15 protein-coding genes are annotated in these 18,405 nt (G+C 73.6%); 6 read left to right on the top strand and 9 right to left on the bottom strand.

The features are described from left to right. Positions 1-227: 227 nt before the first annotated feature. Positions 228-1,520 carry a GNAT family N-acetyltransferase gene (locus tag AB0K51_RS08985; RefSeq protein WP_363452169.1) on the bottom strand — a complete coding sequence of 431 codons (1,293 nt, stop codon included), beginning with the start codon at positions 1,518-1,520 and terminating at the stop codon, positions 228-230. Between the two features lie 4 nt (positions 1,521-1,524). Further along, positions 1,525-3,081: an MFS transporter gene (locus AB0K51_RS08980; RefSeq protein WP_363452167.1), complete on the bottom strand. Its 1,557-nt coding sequence runs from the start codon at positions 3,079-3,081 to the stop codon at positions 1,525-1,527. Positions 3,082-3,229: 148 nt separating this feature from the next. Between AB0K51_RS08980 and AB0K51_RS08975 the strand changes: the two genes are divergently transcribed. Then, positions 3,230-4,183: an AsnC family transcriptional regulator gene (locus tag AB0K51_RS08975; protein ID WP_363452165.1), complete on the top strand. Its 954-nt coding sequence runs from the start codon at positions 3,230-3,232 to the stop codon at positions 4,181-4,183. An 84-nt stretch (positions 4,184-4,267) separates the two neighbouring features. Further along, positions 4,268-4,831: a dihydrofolate reductase family protein gene (locus AB0K51_RS08970; protein WP_363452163.1), complete on the top strand. Its 564-nt coding sequence runs from the start codon at positions 4,268-4,270 to the stop codon at positions 4,829-4,831. A gap of 48 nt (positions 4,832-4,879) precedes the next feature. On the opposite strand, the gene AB0K51_RS08965 is transcribed toward AB0K51_RS08970, so the two are convergent. From AB0K51_RS08965 to AB0K51_RS08950, 4 genes are all read right to left on the bottom strand, one after another. Further along, entirely contained in the window at positions 4,880-6,145 is a 1,266-nt protein-coding gene (locus tag AB0K51_RS08965) for an NlpC/P60 family protein (RefSeq protein ID WP_363452161.1), read from the bottom strand. A 235-nt stretch (positions 6,146-6,380) separates the two neighbouring features. Then, positions 6,381-7,373: a hypothetical protein gene (locus AB0K51_RS08960; RefSeq protein ID WP_363452159.1), complete on the bottom strand. Its 993-nt coding sequence runs from the start codon at positions 7,371-7,373 to the stop codon at positions 6,381-6,383. 60 nt (positions 7,374-7,433) lie between these two features. Next, the gene (locus AB0K51_RS08955; protein ID WP_363452157.1) at positions 7,434-9,140 is read right to left on the bottom strand and encodes a threonine/serine exporter family protein; all 1,707 of its coding nucleotides are present in this window, start codon (positions 9,138-9,140) and stop codon (positions 7,434-7,436) included. Between the two features lie 108 nt (positions 9,141-9,248). After that, complete coding sequence (locus tag AB0K51_RS08950; protein ID WP_363452155.1) at positions 9,249-9,863, bottom strand: VTT domain-containing protein; 615 nt, start codon at positions 9,861-9,863, stop codon at positions 9,249-9,251. 111 nt (positions 9,864-9,974) lie between these two features. On the opposite strand from AB0K51_RS08950, the gene AB0K51_RS08945 reads away from it, so the two are divergent. Continuing rightward, positions 9,975-10,943 carry a cation diffusion facilitator family transporter gene (locus AB0K51_RS08945; RefSeq protein ID WP_363452153.1) on the top strand — a complete coding sequence of 323 codons (969 nt, stop codon included), beginning with the start codon at positions 9,975-9,977 and terminating at the stop codon, positions 10,941-10,943. On the opposite strand, the gene AB0K51_RS08940 is transcribed toward AB0K51_RS08945, so the two are convergent. Beyond that, positions 10,924-11,778, bottom strand: coding sequence for an alpha/beta hydrolase (locus tag AB0K51_RS08940; protein WP_363452151.1), 855 nt, complete (start codon positions 11,776-11,778; stop codon positions 10,924-10,926). The genes AB0K51_RS08945 and AB0K51_RS08940 overlap by 20 nt on opposite strands. Positions 11,779-11,857: 79 nt before the next feature. On the opposite strand from AB0K51_RS08940, the gene AB0K51_RS08935 reads away from it, so the two are divergent. The 3 genes from AB0K51_RS08935 (at position 11,858) to AB0K51_RS08925 (ending at position 13,793) form a co-directional block, all read left to right on the top strand. Continuing rightward, a complete protein-coding gene (locus AB0K51_RS08935; protein ID WP_363452432.1) occupies positions 11,858-12,337 on the top strand; it encodes a MarR family transcriptional regulator in 480 nt (159 codons plus the stop codon). Positions 12,338-12,606: 269 nt separating this feature from the next. After that, the gene (locus AB0K51_RS08930; RefSeq protein WP_363452149.1) at positions 12,607-12,996 is read left to right on the top strand and encodes a hypothetical protein; all 390 of its coding nucleotides are present in this window, start codon (positions 12,607-12,609) and stop codon (positions 12,994-12,996) included. A gap of 419 nt (positions 12,997-13,415) precedes the next feature. After that, positions 13,416-13,793, top strand: coding sequence for a hypothetical protein (locus AB0K51_RS08925; protein ID WP_363452147.1), 378 nt, complete (start codon positions 13,416-13,418; stop codon positions 13,791-13,793). A gap of 296 nt (positions 13,794-14,089) precedes the next feature. On the opposite strand, the gene AB0K51_RS08920 is transcribed toward AB0K51_RS08925, so the two are convergent. Continuing rightward, positions 14,090-16,426, bottom strand: a complete 2,337-nt coding sequence (locus AB0K51_RS08920; RefSeq protein ID WP_363452145.1) for a hypothetical protein — start codon at positions 16,424-16,426, stop codon at positions 14,090-14,092. Then, positions 16,423-18,360: an ATP-binding protein gene (locus AB0K51_RS08915; RefSeq protein WP_363452143.1), complete on the bottom strand. Its 1,938-nt coding sequence runs from the start codon at positions 18,358-18,360 to the stop codon at positions 16,423-16,425. Before AB0K51_RS08915 ends, AB0K51_RS08920 begins: the two co-directional genes overlap by 4 nt. Positions 18,361-18,405: the final 45 nt, after the last annotated feature.

Raw genomic sequence — 18,405 nt, 5'->3', positions numbered from 1 at the left:
GGGGGCGAGCCCGAGGTACTCGCCCGGCTGCGCGTTGCCGTCGTGGCACCAGCGCAACTCCCAGCCGGGCCAAGCCTCGTGGAGCAAGTCGAAGGTCGCGGAGGAGCTCGTAGCCGGTCGGCCCGACGAGGACGAGGTTTGCGCGGTTGGCCATGCCCGCAGGGTGGCCCGGGCGTGCCGCCGGCCGCCAGTGGATTTGTCGGCGGCCGGGCGGGGGTGACGTGGGGTCAGAAGCTGTCGGGGTTCCAGGGGGCGCGGGAGGTGCGGAGGAGGGTGTCCGCGGTCGTGGCGGCGCCGGGGCGGAGTTCGGTGAGGAGGGCGGCGTCCGCGAGGCGGGTCGCGCTCTCGCCGCCGAGGTAGAGGACGGCGAGCTGGGAGGTGTCGAGGGCCAGGTCGGGGGCGTCCTCGGTGGGGGTGATCCGGCCGGTGCCGTCGGCGGCGGTCTCCAGGGCCCAGCGGCCGGCGGTCCAGCCCTCGCGGTCGGTGACGTCGAGCACCAGACGGCCGGGGGTGGCGTACCGGCGGGCGGCGAACGCGGCCGGCAGGTCGAGCAGTCGCAGCCAGGTGAAGTCCGAGTTCTCCTCGTGCGGCTTCGCGGCCCGCGGCTCGTTCAGCAGCAGCGGCAACGGGTCGCCGGGGCCGAGGCCGTGGGCGACCACCGTCTTCACCCAGTCGACCGAGAAGGCGAAGGACCACAGCGCGTTGGCGGTCTCCCGGTCCAGCGCGAGGAAGTCCCGGACGACCAGCGGACAGTTCGGGTAGGAGCCGTCCCACACGTCCTCGACCGAGTAGTTGATCAGGCCGGTGACCGTGCCGTCGGCGGTGCGGTGGACGGCGGTGAAGCCCTCCTTCCACTCGAAGCCGGGCAGCTCCACCTCGCCGGTGCGCAGCCGCCACCACGCGTCCGGGCGGCCGATCGCGCCGGTCTGGGTCGGCCGCCACCGCTCGTGCAGTTCGGGGCCGAGCTTGCGCAGCTCGTCCAGGGTGACGAAGTCGATCCGGTGGCCCTCGTGCACCGGCAGCCCGGCGCGCACGCCGCGCGCACGCAGCACGTCCACCCGCCAGCCGGCCGCGTGGACGGCCGGGCCGAAGCCGAACCGGCCGTAGATGTTGTACTCGGCGGCGATCAGGATCGCGGCGGCCGAGCCGCGCTCCCGGGCGGCGGTCAGGTCGTGCCGCATCATCGCGCTGAGCAGGCCGCGCCGGCGGTGGGTGGCGCTGACGGTGACCGCGGTGACGGCGTCCACCGGCAGTTGCGCGCCGCCGGGGACGGTCAGCTCGGTGTCGAAGCTGCGGAAGGTCGCCACGCAGCGCGGCCCCTCCGGCGTCTGGTCGGCGTGGTCGAACGCCGCCTGCATCCGCCCCGGCTCGAACAGCGCCTCCCGCCACTCGGACGCCGGAGCGACGTGCGGCCGCATGAATCCCCGGGCGATCGCCCGGTCCCAGACGGCCAGTTCCTCCCGGACGATCGGCCGGATCTCGATGCCCCGATCGGAGCCCTGTCGTGCGTCGTTGCCCATCCGGTCACGGTACGACGCCCTCCTCGCCCGGGCATCCGGTTTTCCGCCCGGCCCGGCCAGCGGCTCCCGCCCGGCCCACTGCTCCGGCGCTGCCCGCGCCTCCGGCCTCGCCCACGCCTCCGGCCTCGCTCGCGGCTCCAGTCCCGCCGATGCCCTCCGCGCCGCGGGGCTGACGGCCCGTCATAACAACAGCCGCCACCGCGGTGAGGCCGAGCAGCCCGAGGGCGGCGGTGAAGGCGAGCCGGGCGGCGGGCAGCGAGGCGGCGGCCGCATCGGGTGCGCGTAGGGCGGTGAGGAAGACGCCGCCGAGCGCGGCGGTGCCGAGGGTGGCGCCGAGTTGCTGGACGGCGTTGAGCAGTCCGCCGGCCGAACCGGTCTCGTGCGGGCGGACCCGGGAGAGCGCGGTGGTGAAGAACGGCACGGTGAACAGCCCGTTGCCGAGACCGGCCAGGGCCAGCGCGGGCAGCAGCGGCCACGGGTAGCCGTGCGGCCCGGCCGCGCCGTAGGCGGCGACGGCGGCCAGCAGGCCGAGCGCCATCAGCCCCAGCCCGGCGAACATCACCGTGCCGCCGTACCGCGGTACCAGGCGGGCCCCGGCCGCGAGCGAGCCCGCCGCCATCGCCGCGGACCACGGCAGCAGCATCATTCCCGCTGCCAACACGCCGGCCCCCGCGCCGAGTTGGACCTGCAGCACGATCACCAGCAGCAGGCCGTTCATGGCCGCGAAGAACAGCGTCGAGGTGGCCAGTGCCGCCGGGAACGCCCGGTCGCGGAACAGGCTCGGCTCGACCAGGGTGGCCCGACCGGCCCGGGCGCGGCTCCGCTGGTGCGCCGCGAACAGCACCACCAGGCCGACACCACAGGCGAGTTCGGCCCCGCGGATGGCCGGACGGCCTGCCGTGACCAGCAGCGGATGGGCGAGCAGGCCGGTCGCCGCGGCCAGCAGGACGGTACCGGGCAGGTCGAGCCGGGTCCGCGCGGTGGCCGTGTGCGGGGGCAGCAAGGTCGCGCCCACCAGCGCGGCGGCGGCCGGCAGCAGGTTGACCAGGAACACCGAACGCCAGGAGAGGCCGAACAGGTCGGCGCGGGTCAGCACCGCGCCGAGCACCGGTCCGAGGATCGCCGCCAGTCCCATCACCGGGCCCACGGTGCCCATCGCCCGGGCCAGTTCGGGGCCGTCGAACATGGTCCGGATCAGGCCGATGGTCTGCGGGATCACCAGCGCGGCGGCCGCGCCCTGCACCGCCCGCATCCCGATCAGCGCCCCCGGGTCCGGGGCCAGCGCGCAGGCCAGCGAGGCCGCCGCGAAGCCGGCCACCCCGAGCGCGAACACCCGCCGCCGCCCGAACAGATCGCCCAGCCGACCGCCGGTGACCAGCAGTACCGCGAACGGCAGCGTGTACGCCGCGTTGAACCACGGGATCAGCCCGGCCGCCCCGCCCAGTTCGGTGTGGATCACCGGCCCCGCGACCGTCACGATCGTCGCGTCCAGCAGGTTCATCGCCTCCGCGACCAGCAGTGCCACCAGCGCCCACCAGCGCCTCCGGTCCGCCCCACTCATGTGCTGCCTCCCTGGTTGTGTCCTCGGTGCGGCCAGCGTGCGGCGGCTGCGGGATGCTGTTCCATTCAGGGCGGATCAGTGGAGGAAATCTTCCATCGAAAGCGGCTCTGGCGAGAGAATCAACGTCCGCGCGGGAAGGAGTACGGGCATGCTCGACGAACTGGAGCAGCAACTGGTGCAGGCGCTGCAGGTGGACGGGCGGGCGCCGTTCAGCCGGATCGGCGAGGTGCTGGGGGTCTCCACCCAGACCGTGGCGCGGCGCCACCAGCGGCTGCGGGAGACCGCCGGGCTGCGGGTGGTCGGACTGCCGGACCACGCCCGGGTGGGCTGGGCGCAGTGGGTGGTGCGGATCGCCGCGACACCCGGAGCGGCGGAGGAACTGGCCGCGGCGCTGGCCCGCCGCCCGGAGACCTCCTGGGTGAAGCTGACCTCGGCCGGCACCCAGATCTTCGCCCTGGTACAGGCCCGGCAGGACGAGCACCCGCCGGTGCTGCAGCGCCTCCCCCGCACCCGCGGCATCACCGCCGTCTCCGCGCACTGCCTGCTGCACACCTACCTCGGCGGCCCGTCCGCCTGGCACGGCCGCACCGGAGCCCTGACCCCACGCCAACTGGAGCTACTCCAGCCGGAGTTCACCGAACGGTCGGCGCCCGCGCCGCTCACCGACACCGACCACGCGCTGCTCGACGCGCTGCGCCACGACGGCCGCGCCCCGTACGCCGACCTCGCCCGCGCGGCCGCCTGCTCGCAGGCCACCGCCGCCCGCCGGGTGGCCGAACTCCGCGCCCGCGGCGCGCTGTTCTTCGACGTCGAGATCGATCCGGCGGCGTACGGCATCACCACCCGCGCCCTGCTCTGGATGGCCGTCCCACCCGCCCACCTGGACCGGATCGCCACCGCACTCGCCACCCACCGCGAGCTCGCCGTGGTCGCCGCCACCACCGGCCCCACCAACCTGCTGGCCCAGGCCCTCTGCCCCGGCCCCGCCGCCCTCCACCACTACCTCACCCGCCGCCTCGGCGCCCACCCCGAAATCCTCTCCCTGGACGCCGAACCGATCGTCCGCACCGTCAAGTCCGCGGGTCACCTCGCACTCCGCTGACACCGGAAGGCATCAACATGCTTGGCCGCCACCCGCGTCGTGCCGATCCATAGACGTGAGACCGACTCACGGAAGGCTGGCGCCATGCGGAAACTGATCTACGGCATGAACCTCACCCTGGACGGCTACATCGCCGCGCCCGGCGACGACATCGGGTGGAGCGTGCCGAGCGGTGAGCTGTTCCAGTTCTGGTCGGACCAGTTGCAGGCGACCGAGCTGTCGCTGTACGGGCGCAAGTTGTGGCAGACGATGAGCTCCTACTGGCCGACCGGCGACCAGCGGCCGGACGCCACCCCGGCGGAGATCGAGTTCGCGCGTCGGTGGCGGGACATGTCGAAGGTGGTGTTCTCCTCGACGATCGACGAGGTCGACTGGAACACCCGGCTGGTCACCGGCGATGCGGTCGCCGAGATCGGCCGGCTCAAGGCCGAGGACGGCGGCGCGATGGACATCGGCGGCGCGACGCTCGCCGGGGCGGCCATGCGGGCCGGGCTGATCGACGAGTACGTGCTGGCCACCGCGCCGGTCCTGGTGGGCGGCGGCACGCCGTTCTTCACCGCGCTCGACAACTGGGTGAGCCTCGACCTGGTGGAGACCCGGACGCTTCCCGGCGGTGTGATCCTGACCAGGTACGAGACGAGGCGCTGAACGTCCGTCCCGGGCGGCCCTTTCGAGGCCATGCGGCGGCGGAGCAGCTCAGGGGCGGGCGTAGAAGTCGGGGCGGCCCATGATCCAGAGGCTGGCCTGTTTGATGGCGGTGCCGGGGCGGGGCGCCTCGATCATCTGGTCGTCGCCGAGGTAGATGGCGACGTGGTAGATGTCGGCCGCGCGGCCGGTCTTGGTCCAGAAGACCAGGTCGCCGGGGCGGAGTTGGGCGTAGCCGACGGGGGTGGACTCGGCGTACTGGTCGGCGGCGAAGTGGGTGAGGGGACGGCCGCCGCGGCGCCAGGCCATCATGGTCAGGCCGGAGCAGTCGTAGCCGGCCGGGCCTTCGCCGCCCCAGATGTAGGGCAGGCCGATGACGGAGCGGGCGAAGGCGAGGGCGGCGGCGGCGCCGCCGGCGGACCAGGGGCTCTCGCGGGGCGGCGCGGCATGGGCCCGGGCGGCCTCGGCGGCGGCGCGTTCGGCCTCCTGGCGGCGGGCGGCCTCCTCGGCCTCGCGGGCGGCGATCGCCTCCAGTGCCTCGCGGCGCTGGCGTTCCAGGTCGACGCTGGTGTTGCGGGCGGCGGCGAGTTCGGCGAGCAGGGTCTCGCGGCGGCGGCCGATCTCGGCGACCTGGGCCTGCTGGGCGGCGAGCCGGGTCTCGGCCAGTTCCTTGGCGGTGCGGACGGCGTCGGCGGCGCGGACGGCGGTGTCCTCGGCGGTGCGGGCGTCCTGGGCGGCGCGGGCGGCGGCCTGCGCGGTGGAGGTGGCGTCGTCGAGGATCTGCCGGGTCTGCGCGCCGGCCACCCCGATGGCGGCGGCCTGGGCGGACCGCGAGCCGGTGCCGTGTGCGCTCAACAGGGCTTCGATGGCCGAGAGTTGGGGAGAAGCGCCCTGCCGGTAGATCTCGGCGAGCAGGCCGGCGGCCCGGTCGGCGGCCTCGACGCGGTCGGCCTCGGCGGCGGTGGAGCGGTTGGCCGCGGCTTCGGCGTCGGCGCGGGCCCGGGCCAGCCGGACGAGTGCCCCGTTGTACGCCTCGACGGCCTGCTCGGCGTCCCGGCCGGCGGTCTCCAGTTCGGCCTGGGCGGCGGTGAGCCGGGCCTCGATGGCGGTGGCGTCGGCGGCCTTGGCGTCGGCCTCGGCCCGGGCCCGGGCGACCTCCTCCGCCGACGGGTACGCCGCGGAGCCGCCGGACTCCGGGTCGTCGACGGGCAGGGCGACGGTCCGGGTGGCGGGGGCCGCCGGGGCGGTGGCGGCGGGCAGCAGGGCGAGCACCGAGGCGGCGGCGAGCAGGAGCGTGGGGAGGAGCCTGCGCGACATGACGGACCCTCTCTCGCGGCGTTCTGACGATCAGTCGGAAATCCCATGACGTGACCATCCGGTCACGCACCGCAAGATTCTCAGACCTGACGATGTCTCAGCGCCATCGCCATGCGGCCGCGCGGGTGAGATGTCGGATTGTCGGTGCGGACCTCCGCCGGACATCTGCCCCACAGGGACGGGTCGTTCACGAACGCTACCCGTTGAACGGTTGAAGCCGGGCGCGCCCCGGGAGTCAGCGCACCGGCGCCCTGCGGGTGGCCGGGGTGCGCGGCCGGCCCGCCCGGACGGTGCGGCGGCGGCACTGCGCCCGGGCCTTGCGGGCCGGGTCGGTGGCGGCGAGGGCGGACGCCGCGGACCCGGCGGCGGCCGCGCCGGTGGCGGCGGCGGAACGGCGGGCCGCGGCGGGGCTGCCGGCCGGGCGGTGGGCGAGGGCCCGGGCGGCCATCCGCTCGGCGACCCGGTGCGCGGTGGGGTGACCCGCCGGAACCTTGTCGGGGGCGCCGGCGATCACGTCCCACAGCCAGTTGCGGGCCCGGTCGGCCCGCGCGTGCAGGCGGCGTTCGCGCCGGACCGCCCGCGCCATCCGCCGGGGCCGGCCGGTGTAGCGCCAGCGCGCCCACGGGCTGCCGGGCCGGGCCAGCCGGATCGCGCCGATCCAGGACAGGCCGGGCACCATGATGCCGAGCAGCCCGGTCCACACCTTGCCCTTGAACAGCGCGACCAGGCAGACCACGGCGTTGCCCGAGATCACCGCGAACAGCCCCCAGCGGGTGACGTCCCCGGGCACCACGCCGAGCGGGACGTAGCCGGTGAGCAGCAGCGCGGTGAGCAGGATGCCGAGGATCACCGCGTCCACCGACTTGCGGCCCTGCTCGCTCCAGTAGACGTCGTCCAGGTGCAGGATCAGCGCGAACTCGTCCAGCACCAGGCCGCAGCCGATGCCGAAGGCCAGGCCGAACCAGTCGATCCAGGGGTGGCCGCCGTTGGTGGCGAAGACCCCGATGCCGCCGAGCAGCAGGAAGCCCAGCCCGAAGACCATGTGGTGGATGTGCAGGCCGCCGGGGGTGATGTTGCCCGGCCACCAGCGGACCTGGGCGCGGATCATCCGCACGCTGAACCGGATGCAGACGAAGGAGGTGATGAAGCCGACGAGCAGCAGGAACAGCGGTTGCTTGTGGGCGTCCACGATGTGTTCGCGGTAGCCGTCGAGCAGTGCACTGATCATCGGTGGTGCCTTCGGGTCGGGGTGGCCTCGCGCGGCCGCCGGGGCGGGCGTGACGCCGGGTCAGAAGCCGCGGGTGCGTTTCGCGGCGCGGCGCGGGATCAGCACGGGCACGGCCTCGCGGTCGCTGGCACCGGGGTTCTTCAGGAACAGTCGGGCCACCTCGCCACCGAGGTTGACGCCGATCGCCAGCGCCAGGGCGAGCGCGACGGCCCGGGAGGCGGAGACCAGGCCGCTGCTGGCGTGGCCCTGGGCGAACGCCAGCATGCCGAGGTACAGCGCCGAACCGGGCATCAGCGGGCCGATCGCGGGGGTCACGTACGGCAGCGCGGAGGCCGAGCGGTAACGGGCCAGCAGTTGGCCGAAGAGGCCGACCAGGCCGGCCGCCAGGCCGGTGGCGATGATCGGCGAGATGTCGGCGTTGACCAGCACCCCGTAGGTGGACCAGCCGATCCCGGAGTTGAGGGCGACGATCGGCAGCATGGCCCGGTCGGTCTGCAGCAGCATGGCGAAGGCCAGCGCCAGCACCATCGCCGCGACCAGTTGCAGCGGCGGGTTGGTCTGGCCGCCGAGGCTCTCGTCGGGGCGCAGCTTGGCGTTGTAGTTGACGCCGATGTACAGCACCAGCATCACGCCGATGACGATGCCCGCGATCAGGTACATCACCTCCAGCAGCCGGGCGGCGGCGGTGATGTAGAAGCCGGTCAGGCCGTCCTGGACGGCGGCGACCATGGCCCGGCCGGGCAGCAGCGCGAACAGTCCGCCGGTGATCACCACCGAGCCGCGCAGGTGCAGTTCGTTGAAGGAGAGCAGGATGCCGCAGAGCGCGGCGGGCATCGCGGCGACCACGAACTGGTAGAACTCGGGCAGGCCGCGCCGGGCGATGAGGGAGGCCAGCCGGTCGCCGACCACGGCGGTGACGAAGGCGCTGGCGAAGACCAGCCAGGCCTTGCCGTCGATCTGGCCGCCGACCAGGAAGGTCGCGGCGCCGGCCAGCAGCCCGGTGGCCAGGGCGAGCAGCCAGACCGGGTACGGGTGGCGGTTGCGCCGGATCTCCGCGAGCCGCCGGTAGGCGTCGTTGACGGTGACCTGCTCGGCGGTGATGTCGGCGACCAGCCGGTAGACCGCGGCGAGCCGGGTGTAGTCGGAGGTGCGGCGGCGCACCACCCGGTCGGCGGTGACCGGCGGGTCGATCAGCGAGGGCTGGTGGGAGATCGAGATCAGGGTGAAGGTGACCTGCGGTTCGCAGTGGTCGAGCCGGTAGGCGTGCGCGATGCCGAGCATCGCGGCCTCCACGTCCTCGGCGGCCTCGCCGCTGGCGAGCAGCAGTTCGCCGATCCGCAGCGAGAGGTCGAGGATGCGCGGCACGTTGCGGCTGGCGCCGGCCGAGGGGTGCAGTTCGCGCGCGGTGCGTTCGAACGCCGGGCGGTCGACCATCGGCGTGCGCAGCAGGGTGCGCATCCGGTCCGGCCAGGGCGCGTCGCCGGGGGCGCCCTTGTGCAGCTCGGAGAGGTCCAGGCCGACGGCGGGGGTGTACCCGGCGGCGTCCCACTCCTCGGGGGTGAGGGTGTCCTGGACGAGCGGGTTGCGGGCCCGGACGGTCTCCGCGGCGTCCGGTACGGCGTGGCCGAGCAGGCCCTCGGTCTGCGCGGGCGCGGGTGCGTGCGGAACGCTGACGGGGCGTTCGACGGGTGGGGCGTCCGGTCCGAGCAGCCCTTCGGTGGGCGGCGCGTCCTTGCCGGGTGCGCGCTCCTGCTCGCTGTCGGCCACGGTGGTCCTCCGCCTCCCCGGCGGCCGCTGCTCCTCGGGCCACCTCGTGGCTCCCACCTTGCCCGATCGGGGGCGGCGGTGCGAACAACGGGGTGGCCCCGACGGAGGTCAGCCGCCCTGGGCGGCGCCGCGGCGGGCCCGCAGCAGCTCGGCGGCGACGGGCAGCACCGAGACCAACACGATGGCCAGGCAGATGAGTTCGATGTTCTCCCGGACGAAGTCGACCTGGCCGAGGAAGTAGCCGAGCGCCGTGATTCCGGCGCCCCAGAGCACGCCGCCGAGCACGTTGCAGAGCGCGAAGGCGCGGTAGTTCATCCGCCCGACGCCCGCGACGATCGGGGTGAAGGTCCGCACGATCGGCACGAACCGGGCCAGCACCACCGCCTTGGGGCCGTGCCGTTCGAAGAAGGCGCCGGCCCGCTCCACGTTCTCCTGCTTGAACAGCCGGGACTCGGGCCGGTTGAACAGGCTCGGCCCGACCCGGCGGCCGAACAGGTAGCCGACCTGGTCGCCCGCGATCGCGGCCAGCACCACCAGCAGGCAGACCAGCCAGATCGGCTGCTGCAGCAGCGTGCCGCCGGCCACCAGCAGGCCGGTGGTGAACAGCAGGGAGTCGCCCGGCAGGAAGAAGCCGATCAGCAGGCCGGACTCGGCGAAGACGATCGCCAGGATGCCGAGCAGGCCGAAGGTCGAGATCAGCTGGGTGGGGTCGAGCCAGTGCACGGGCGGGACTCCTGCCGGGTCGAGGGATGGCAATGAAAGAGTAAAGCATTCACCAAGAACCCCTGTGGACAGCCCGGTAATACCTCAGCAAATAGGACATACTGGCGCGTTGTGAGCGAGCAGCGGGACGGCGGCGGGCAGGAGAGCGTCACCACGGTGATCGTGGCCGGGCTGGCCAACCTGGGCATCGCCCTCGCCAAGGTGGTCGCCGGGGCGATCAGCGGCTCCAGCGCGATGCTCTCCGAGGCCGCGCACTCCTTCGCCGACACCGTCACCGAGGTGCTGCTCTTCTTCTCGCTGAAGCGCAGCAGCCGGCCCGCCGACGACCGGCACCCGCTCGGCTACGGCCGCGAGCGCTACCTGTGGGCGCTGCTCGCCTCCTTCGCCACCTTCGTCGGCGGCGCGGTGTTCTCCGTCCACGACGGCATCCACACCCTGCGGGACGGCGAGGACCTCGGCAGCCCGTCCCTGTCCTACCTGATCCTCGCCGTCTCGTTCGGCCTGGAGTCCGTCTCGCTCTCCCGGACGGTCCGTCAACTGCGCGGCGACACCGCCCGGCTGGGCGTCGGCGGCTACCGCTACCTGCGGCACACCCCGGACACCACGGTGAAGGCGGTCTTCCTGGAGGACACCGCCGCCCTGATCGGCCTGCTGATCGCCTTCCTCGGCCTGCTGCTCGCCCAGCTCACCGGCGACCCGCTCTGGGACGGCCTGGCCTCGGTGCTGATCGGACTGCTGCTGGCGTGGGTCGCCTACGTGCTGGCCCGCGACAACGCCTCGCTGCTGATCGGCCGCGCCCTGCCCGAGCGCTTCGAGCAGCGGATCGCCGAGACGCTGGCCGCGCAGCCCCAGGTGGTCGCCGTCCTCGACCTGGTGACCAGCGTCTACGGCCCCGACGACGTCCTGGTCGCCGCCAAGGTCGACTTCGCCGACCTGGCCACCGCCGCCGACGTGGAGACCGCCTGCGACCAGGCCGACCAGGCCGTCCGCGACGCCGTCCCCGCCGTCACCCGCGTCTACCTGGACCCGACCCCACCCCGCCGCCCGGGCCCCGCGGACGCTACGCGTGGACCTCGGTGAGGAAGTCCAGCAGGGTGCGGGTGAACTCCTCGGGGCGTTCCAGGGAGGTGTAGTGGCCGGTGCCGGGGAGGGTGAGGGTGCGGCCGTGCGGGATGCCGTCCATCAGCTTGGTGACGGTGTTGAGGCAGGCGGGGCTGTCGAGGGCGCCGTTGAGGGCGAGGACCGGGAGGGTGAACTCGTCGAGGCGCTGGGTGAGGCCGGGGACCGGGACGCAGAGGGCGGGGTCCTCGTCGGGGGTGTGCTTCAGCAGGGTGCGCAGCGCCATCTCCTTGATCCGGCCGAGCATCGCGGCGTCGAGTTCCGCGACGGTGCGGGTGGGTCCGGTGGCGAACGCGGCGAAGGCGTCCTGCCAGGCGGGGATGTCGCCGGCCGCGAGGGCGGTGTGCTGGGCGTCCACCATGGCGGCGTACCAGGGGTCGTCGGCCGGGTCGGGCTGGCAGAGGCCGCGGCCGCTGATCAGCAGGGCGCGGACCAGTTCCGGGTGTTCCGCGGCGGTGTCGATGCCGATCATGCCGCCCATCGAGACGCCGGCCAGGACGGCGGGCTCGCCCAGGTCGAGGTGGCGCAGCAGCGCGGCGAGGTCGTCGGTCTGCCGGAACGGGCGGCTCGCGTTGGCGGACCAGCCGTGGCCGCGGGCGTCCGGGGCGATCACCCGGTAGCCGGCCGCGGCGAACGCGGGGATCAGGTCGTCGAACTCGGTGTGGTCGACGAAGCCGCTGTGCAGCAGGACCAGCGGGTGGCCGTCGCGGGGGCCGGCGTCGCGGTAGGCGAGCGGGCCGTCCCCCGAGTCGAAGATGCCGAACGTGGGAGCGGCGGAGATCGAAGCCTCAGTCATGACAACCAAGGTGTCATATCCCGTCCGACATGGCAACTGAGGTGTCATGATGGGACCCGTGACCGGAACCGACCGCCCCATGGACCGCCCCCTCACCCCCGATGAGCTGCCCGAGCGCCTGATGGAAGTCTTCGCCCTCGTCGGGCCGCTCTACCGGCGGGTGCAGCGAAAGATCGAGCAGGACGCCGCCCCGGGCCTGTCCGTCGGCGTGCGCGCCGTACTGGACCTGCTGCGCGAGCACGGCCCGATGACCGTCCCGCAGATGGGCCGGGCCCAGTCGCTCAGCCGACAGTTCGTCCAGCGGATGGTCAACGACGCCGCCGCGCACGGGCTGGTGGAGAGCATCCCGAACCCCGCCCACCAGCGCTCCTCGCTGATCCGGCTGACCGACGCCGGGCGGGCCGCGATCACCGCCGTCACGGCGCGCGAGTACGCCCTGCTGCGCCAGGCCGGCGGCGAGCTCACCGAGGCCGACCTCGACACCTGCGTCCGAGTGCTGGGCCGGATGCTGGAACTGTTCGACGACGTCGACCTCGGGCAGACCGAGCCACCCTGCTGACGGGGCGTCAATAGGGCGGGACGGGACGGCACGTCAAATGCAGCGAGGCGACGGCGGTACGTCAGATCCGAATCCGCAAGCAGCAGCCCACGGCCAGTCAGCCAATCTCGGTATTTCGTGTCGAGGAGCTCTCGCGCTCGTAGCGGGGTCGCCTGCCGGGCGATCCCTTCGGGCGGTTCGACCCAGACGAGTGCGCCGCGCTCGAACGGGAGACCGGACTGCCCCAGCCTCCCGGCAACCGCTCGTTCCTGGAGGCCGCCAGCGGGGAGATGTCGAACTACTCGATGCGCCTCCCGGTCGGTAGACCAGAACCGGTCCAGGGCTTCGACGACCTCTATCAGTTGGGCCGGGACGATACCGGTGAGTACGCCTGGAGAATCCTCCTGGGCGAGCTGACCGACCTGCTTCCCATCGCCCACAACGGCGGAAGCGACACCCTCTTCCTGGATCTGGACCCGGCTACTCATGGCCGGCTCCATGCGTTCGTCCATGGCGTCGACCTGCTGGGATATCTGGGCAGCCGTGTCCGCAAAGGTCACCGACAGCGATCCCACAGACCCTTGGCGGCGAAGCGTCAAGGAGTGGCTGGACAAGAACCGCCAGGCTGGCACGCTGAAGCGTCCGCTCCGGCTCGTTCTGCGCAGCCCATCACCATCTGAGGATTCACGCGAACAGGGACACCGTGGCGCAGCTCCCAGCGATGGGTGAGTCATCGCATCCGATGCAATTCAGCGCACTTTACTCCGATAACCAGAATTATCAGGGTTTCTTATGCCAAGGTACGAGCAGCCCGGCAGAGTACCGACCACCCGAAGGTGATTCCGGTCCACCGGCCTCAGGCGCATACTCCGCATCGCTACGAGGAGCCCTCGTGACAACCACGCCTCCCACGCCCCCGGCCCCGCCCGGCCCGCCGACCTGAGCCGCTGCCCCGCCGCAACCGACCAGCCCCCGAAAGCCGTTCCAGGGCAGGGCGTTACTGACCCACGGCGCAGCGGCGTTCGTTGCCCTACTCCTTGGCGTCGGAATCGGCGGCGCCGACGGGAAGCCCGCCGCCGAGGCTCGGCCGGCGCCCACTGTGACCGTCACCGCTCCCGCCGCGATCGCCGCGCCCGCCCCCGCGTCCACTGTGACCGTCACCGCCGCCCCGTCGCCCCCGAGCACACCGGAGTCCTCTGCCCCGCCCCCGGCTCCGGCTCCGAGCGGCCCAGCCACCTCGTTCCCAGGCAACGGCAAGTACCTGGTCGGCGAGGACATCGAGGCCGGCACCTACAAGACCGCCGGCCCGGCGGACAGCGTCATACCGAACTGCTACTGGGCGCGTTACAAGGACGCCTCCGGAGAGTTCTCCTCGATCATTGCCAACGGCAACGTCCAGGGCCAGACCCGGGTGACCGTCCGCAAGGGCGAATACCTTGAAGTCCAGGGGTGCTCAACGTGGGAGAAGACCGGCTGACCCCCAGCCACGCGGCCTCCTGGGCACCGCATACGCGGTCACCCACCATCTCCCGGGCACGCCACCTCGTCGGGCCGGCCGATGCGCGTGACCGGTGCGGCCCTGGAATCGACCGATCCCCAACATCCCATCGTGTCAGCCGGCGGTGTCCGACATGGAGGAAGACCTGAGGTCGGCCCTGCTCGCGAGCAGGTGCTCGGCGACGAACCGAAGTCGACGCGATGGCCGGGGACCTGATCCGCTGACAGCCCACGGTCCTGGGGAATGCCAGGACCGCGGGCGGTCGCGGAACGCGCCTACAGGCCGTAGTCCTCCACGATCCGCTGGTGGCGGGCCAGGTCGATGCCGGCTGCCTCGGCGAGGTCGGGCCAGGCCAGGGGGTGGGCGAAGTCGGCGGTGAGCTCCCGCAGCAGGGCGTCGGCCTCCTTGGCGGAGGCGGTCGGGGGGACGCCGACCGCGGCGTAGAGGCCGGGCAGGTCCTCCTGTTCGCCGGTGGGGTCGGTGACCCGGTACTGGTCGCCGCTGTACGCCCAGATGCCGTAGCCGGCCACCTGCAGGCCGGTCCGCAGGGCGAACCAGTCGGTGTCGCCGGGGTGGCCGCCGTCGATCCAGTAGGTGGTGAACCCGGCCGGGTCGAGCAGGGTGATGAACTCGAAGACCGGCCGCCAGTCGTCCTCCTCGCCCGGTTCGGGGCGCTCGTTCAGCACGGCCGGGCCGAACACCACCACGTCGCCGTGGTTGAGGTCGAGTTCGCCGCCGAGCACCGGCAGCACCCGGGCGGTGGCCGGGCCGGTGCGCACGGCGGGCATGTCGGCGGTGCTGCCGTTGCCGCGCGGGGCGCGGAGCGTGATCAGCTGCCACTCCTCGTCGACCGGACCGCTGTCGGCGTCGAACTCGATGCCGAGCCGGGCGCCGACGGTGCGGACGGTGTCCCAGTCGCGGTTGGCGCTGGCCGCGGTGATCAGGTGCCACAGGTCGGGCTCCTGGACGGTGCGGTGCGCCTCGTCGTCCGCGGCCTGCTCCGGGTCGAGGGCGTGCGCCAGCAGCTCCTGGTAGATCCGCTGGGCCTCGGCGTGGTCGCCCTGCCGGGTGGCGGCGGTGGCGGCGAGGCGGCGGGTGTTGATCGCCTCCGGCTGGTGCGCGAGGACGCCCCGGCACTGCTCGCCGGCCTCGGCCCAGCGGCCCTGCGCGGCGGCCCAGCGGGCCCGCAGCCAGTGCGCGTCGGCGGGGTCGGCGGCGGTCAGCAGGTCGGCGAGACGGTGCACGCCCTCGCCGTCCTCCGCGTCGATCAGCTGCTGGCCGAGCAGGCCGACCAGGTACTCGTGCCCGGGGTCGGCCTCCAGCTGCGCCCACAGCAGGTCGGTGGCCGTCCGGGCGTGCCCGAGGGTGCCCAGTGCGGCGGCCAGGTTGACCACCAGGACGGTGTCGCGCCGCCCGCTCGCGGCGAGCCCGGCGGCCAGCAGGTCGGCACCGGCCTCCGGGTCGGGCTGGTGCTCGGCCAGCCAGCCGGGCAACTCCTCGATGTCGACCGGGAGTTCGGGGCGCGGCAGGGCTTCGGCGGCAGCCTTCAGGGCGGCCACCTGCTCGGCCACCCCGTCGGTGCGGCGCAGCTGGCCGAGCTTGCGCTCACCGGTGGCGGCCAGCGTGAGCGCCACCTCGCGGGCGCCGCGGGCGACCGCGAGCCGGCCGGCCAGCAGCACCAGGTCGAGGCACGGGCGGTGCGACCCCGCGACGTCCAACTCGCTGGTCCAGGAGGCGAGTCGGGCGCCGAGCTCGGCGTCGTTGGGGTACGCCCCGGCCTCCGCCAGCTTCTCCACGGCACGCGACCAGCGGTGCCGGATGTCGGCGTAGCGGTCGGCCTCCTCGGCGGGCGGCAGCAGCTCCAGGGCCGGTTCGGTGCGGCCGAGCGCGGCGAACTGCAGGGCGCGGCCGGCGGCGAGCTTGCGCCGGTCGTCGTCGTCCAGCCGGTTGCGGGCGGCGACGTAGGCGCGTTCGGCGCGGTCGTACGAGTCCAGCGCGTCCTGGTAGCGGCCGAGGCGGTGCAGGGCGGAGGCGCGGCTGTGCGCGAAGGAGAGCGAGGGCTGCTCGCCGGCGGCCTGGATCCGGGTCTGCGCGCGGTCCAGGTGGGCGAGGGCGTCCTCGGGGCGGTCGGCGTCCTCCAGGGTGTCGGCGTACTCCCGGGAGAGGCAGTCGAAGCAGGCCCGGGCGGGTTCGACCCGTTCCAGGGTCTCCTCGAGCACGGCGAGCCGCTCGGGGACGTAGCCGGGGCCGTCGATGTTGGCGTGGCAGATGGTGAAGTCCTGGACGGCGCACACCGACTGGGGGCAGCCGGCGGTCTCCTCGCGGTGCGCGAACTCCAGCAGCGAGACCGCCTCGGCCATCGCCGCCTCGCCCTGGTAGCGCTTGTTCAGCAGGTTCTGCAGCCGCCAGTGCCGCAGGAACACCTCCACCCAGGGCAGGTTGAGCGCGCGGGAGGCGGCGAGCGCCTCCGGGAACATCGCGTCGAGCTGCTCGTTGCGGCCCTCGACGGCGTGGCCGGCGATCTCGGCGAGTGCGTCGGCGAGCCGGTGCTGCCCGGACTCGGCGAGCTGGCGGTGGGCGTCGTGGACCCAGGACCAGATGTCGGTGCTCATCGTTCGTCCCCCTGCGGAGTGTCTGAGATGCTGTCGGGGACCGCTGACAGACCGTCGGAGGGGACGGCGGCGGTGAGTGCGGCGACCGCGGTGGAGATCCCGGCGAGGGCCGCGCCCAGGTCGCCGTTCGGGGAGCCCGCGGCAGCGGCCATGATCACCTTCAGCGAGCGCAGCAGTCCGGCGGCGGTGGCCGCCCCGGTGTGCCCGGAGCGGTAGGCGGCCAGCAGGTCGCAGACCGCGGGCGAGGCCAGGTTGAGGTACAGCCGGGCCTTCACCTCGCCGTCGGTGCGCGCGGTGAACGCCCGGGCCAGCCGCAGCGCCGCGGACGGGATCCGGGCGTCCGCCTGGTCGTCCTCGATCCGGGCCTTCAGCTCGGCCTCCCGGTCCGGCACCAGCACCAGCGGCAGCCCGTACGGCTCGAACCTGGCCGGGACCAGCTGCTCGCCGTCCTCGGCCAGCGCGCCGGCCAGCCAGCGGGCCTCCTCGGCGGGCAGCGGGAAGTCCGGGGCGCGGAACAGCTCCCGGTTGCCGCTCTCGCTGCCGAGTTCCACGATCCGGCAGTCCCGCAGCTGCGCGTAGCGGCGCAGGAACGGCAGCACCGCGTACCGGTCACCGCGGGCGATCGGCACCTGCATCGCGCGGTACAGCATCTCCTCGAAGCCGCCGCCGCTGCCGAGCGCCACGTGCACCGCGCCCTCGCCCGCGGCGCGCAGCGCACCGGCGGTCAGCTCGCCCTGCGAGGTGGGCACCGGGACGTCGTCGGCGAGCAGGCTGAACAGCCGGTCGTCGCAGAGCGCCGCGCCGAGCAGGTCCTGCCCGTGCCGGGCGAGGATCCGCCGCCAGGCCGCGGGCTGCAGCCGGGCGGTCTCGTACAGGCCCTCGACGATCGCGTCGGTCAGGGCCTGCTGCAGCGCCCGGTAGTGCTCGTCGCGCTGCAGGTCCTCGCGGCTGGCGGTCGGGGTGAGCCGGGTCGACTCGACCACGCCGCCGATGAACCCGGCCCACTTGGGCAGCAGGTCGCGGGCGTCGTCGGCCAGCAGCATGCCGCGCAGGTACACCGCCAGGTCCCGGTTGTCGGTCGACCCGTAGGTGCCGCCGTCCTGCACCCACAGCAGCCCGACCGCGTCGGTGCTCCCCTCCACGGGGTTCACCGGGAAGGCGGTCAGCGGCTCGAAGCTGCGGGCGAAGGCGCCCGCGAACCGCATCCGGTGCAGGTACGGGGAGCCCGGCAGGTCCTGCCGCCAGGGCACCGCCACGTCGTTGACCGGCTTGTCGTCCTCACCCACGTACACCGGGATCGGCAGCAGCACGCAGTACCGCGCCAGCACCTCGCGCAGCGCGAACTCGTCGGCCAGGTGTGCGTGTTCGGGCTTCAGCCGGAGGCTCACCACGGTGCCGGCGGCGGCCCGCGGCGGGGCCGGCTCGACGGTGTACTGCTCGCCGCCGCGGCTGCGGTAGGTGTGCGCCAGGGCCGGTTCGCGGTGCGAGGCGGTGGTGACGGTCACCTCCTCGGCCACCGAGAAGGCGGAGAGGAAGCCCAGCCCGAACGCGCCGATCAGGTCCTGGTTGCCCGTCAGTTCGCGCAGCATCCGGGTGTACCCGGTGCCGACGGTGGCCAGGTACGCGTGGATCTCCGGCTCGGTCAGCCCGGCCCCGTTGTCCTCGATCGCCACCGTCCGGCGCGCGGGGTCGCCACTCACCCGGATCAGCGGGCGGTAGTCCGACTCCAGGTCCTCCAGCTTGCGCCGGGTGTGCGAGTCGTGGGCGTTCTGCACCAGTTCGCGCAGCGCCACCAGCGGCGTGGAGTAGAGGTGGGTGGCGAGGACGCCCACCAGGCCGCCGAGGTCGACCTCCGTGGTGCGGAGATTCTCTTCCGACGGGAATTCGGCGTCGCTTCCGCCGGTACCGGCAGCGGGGGGAAGGCCATCAGACATGAGGCCACAGTGTGCCAGTACGACAATCAGGCGACCACTCCTTTC

Source organism: Kitasatospora sp. NPDC049285, from assembly GCF_040678815.1.
Lineage (GTDB): Bacteria > Actinomycetota > Actinomycetes > Streptomycetales > Streptomycetaceae > Kitasatospora.
This window is presented reverse-complemented; position numbering and strand designations above follow the sequence as displayed.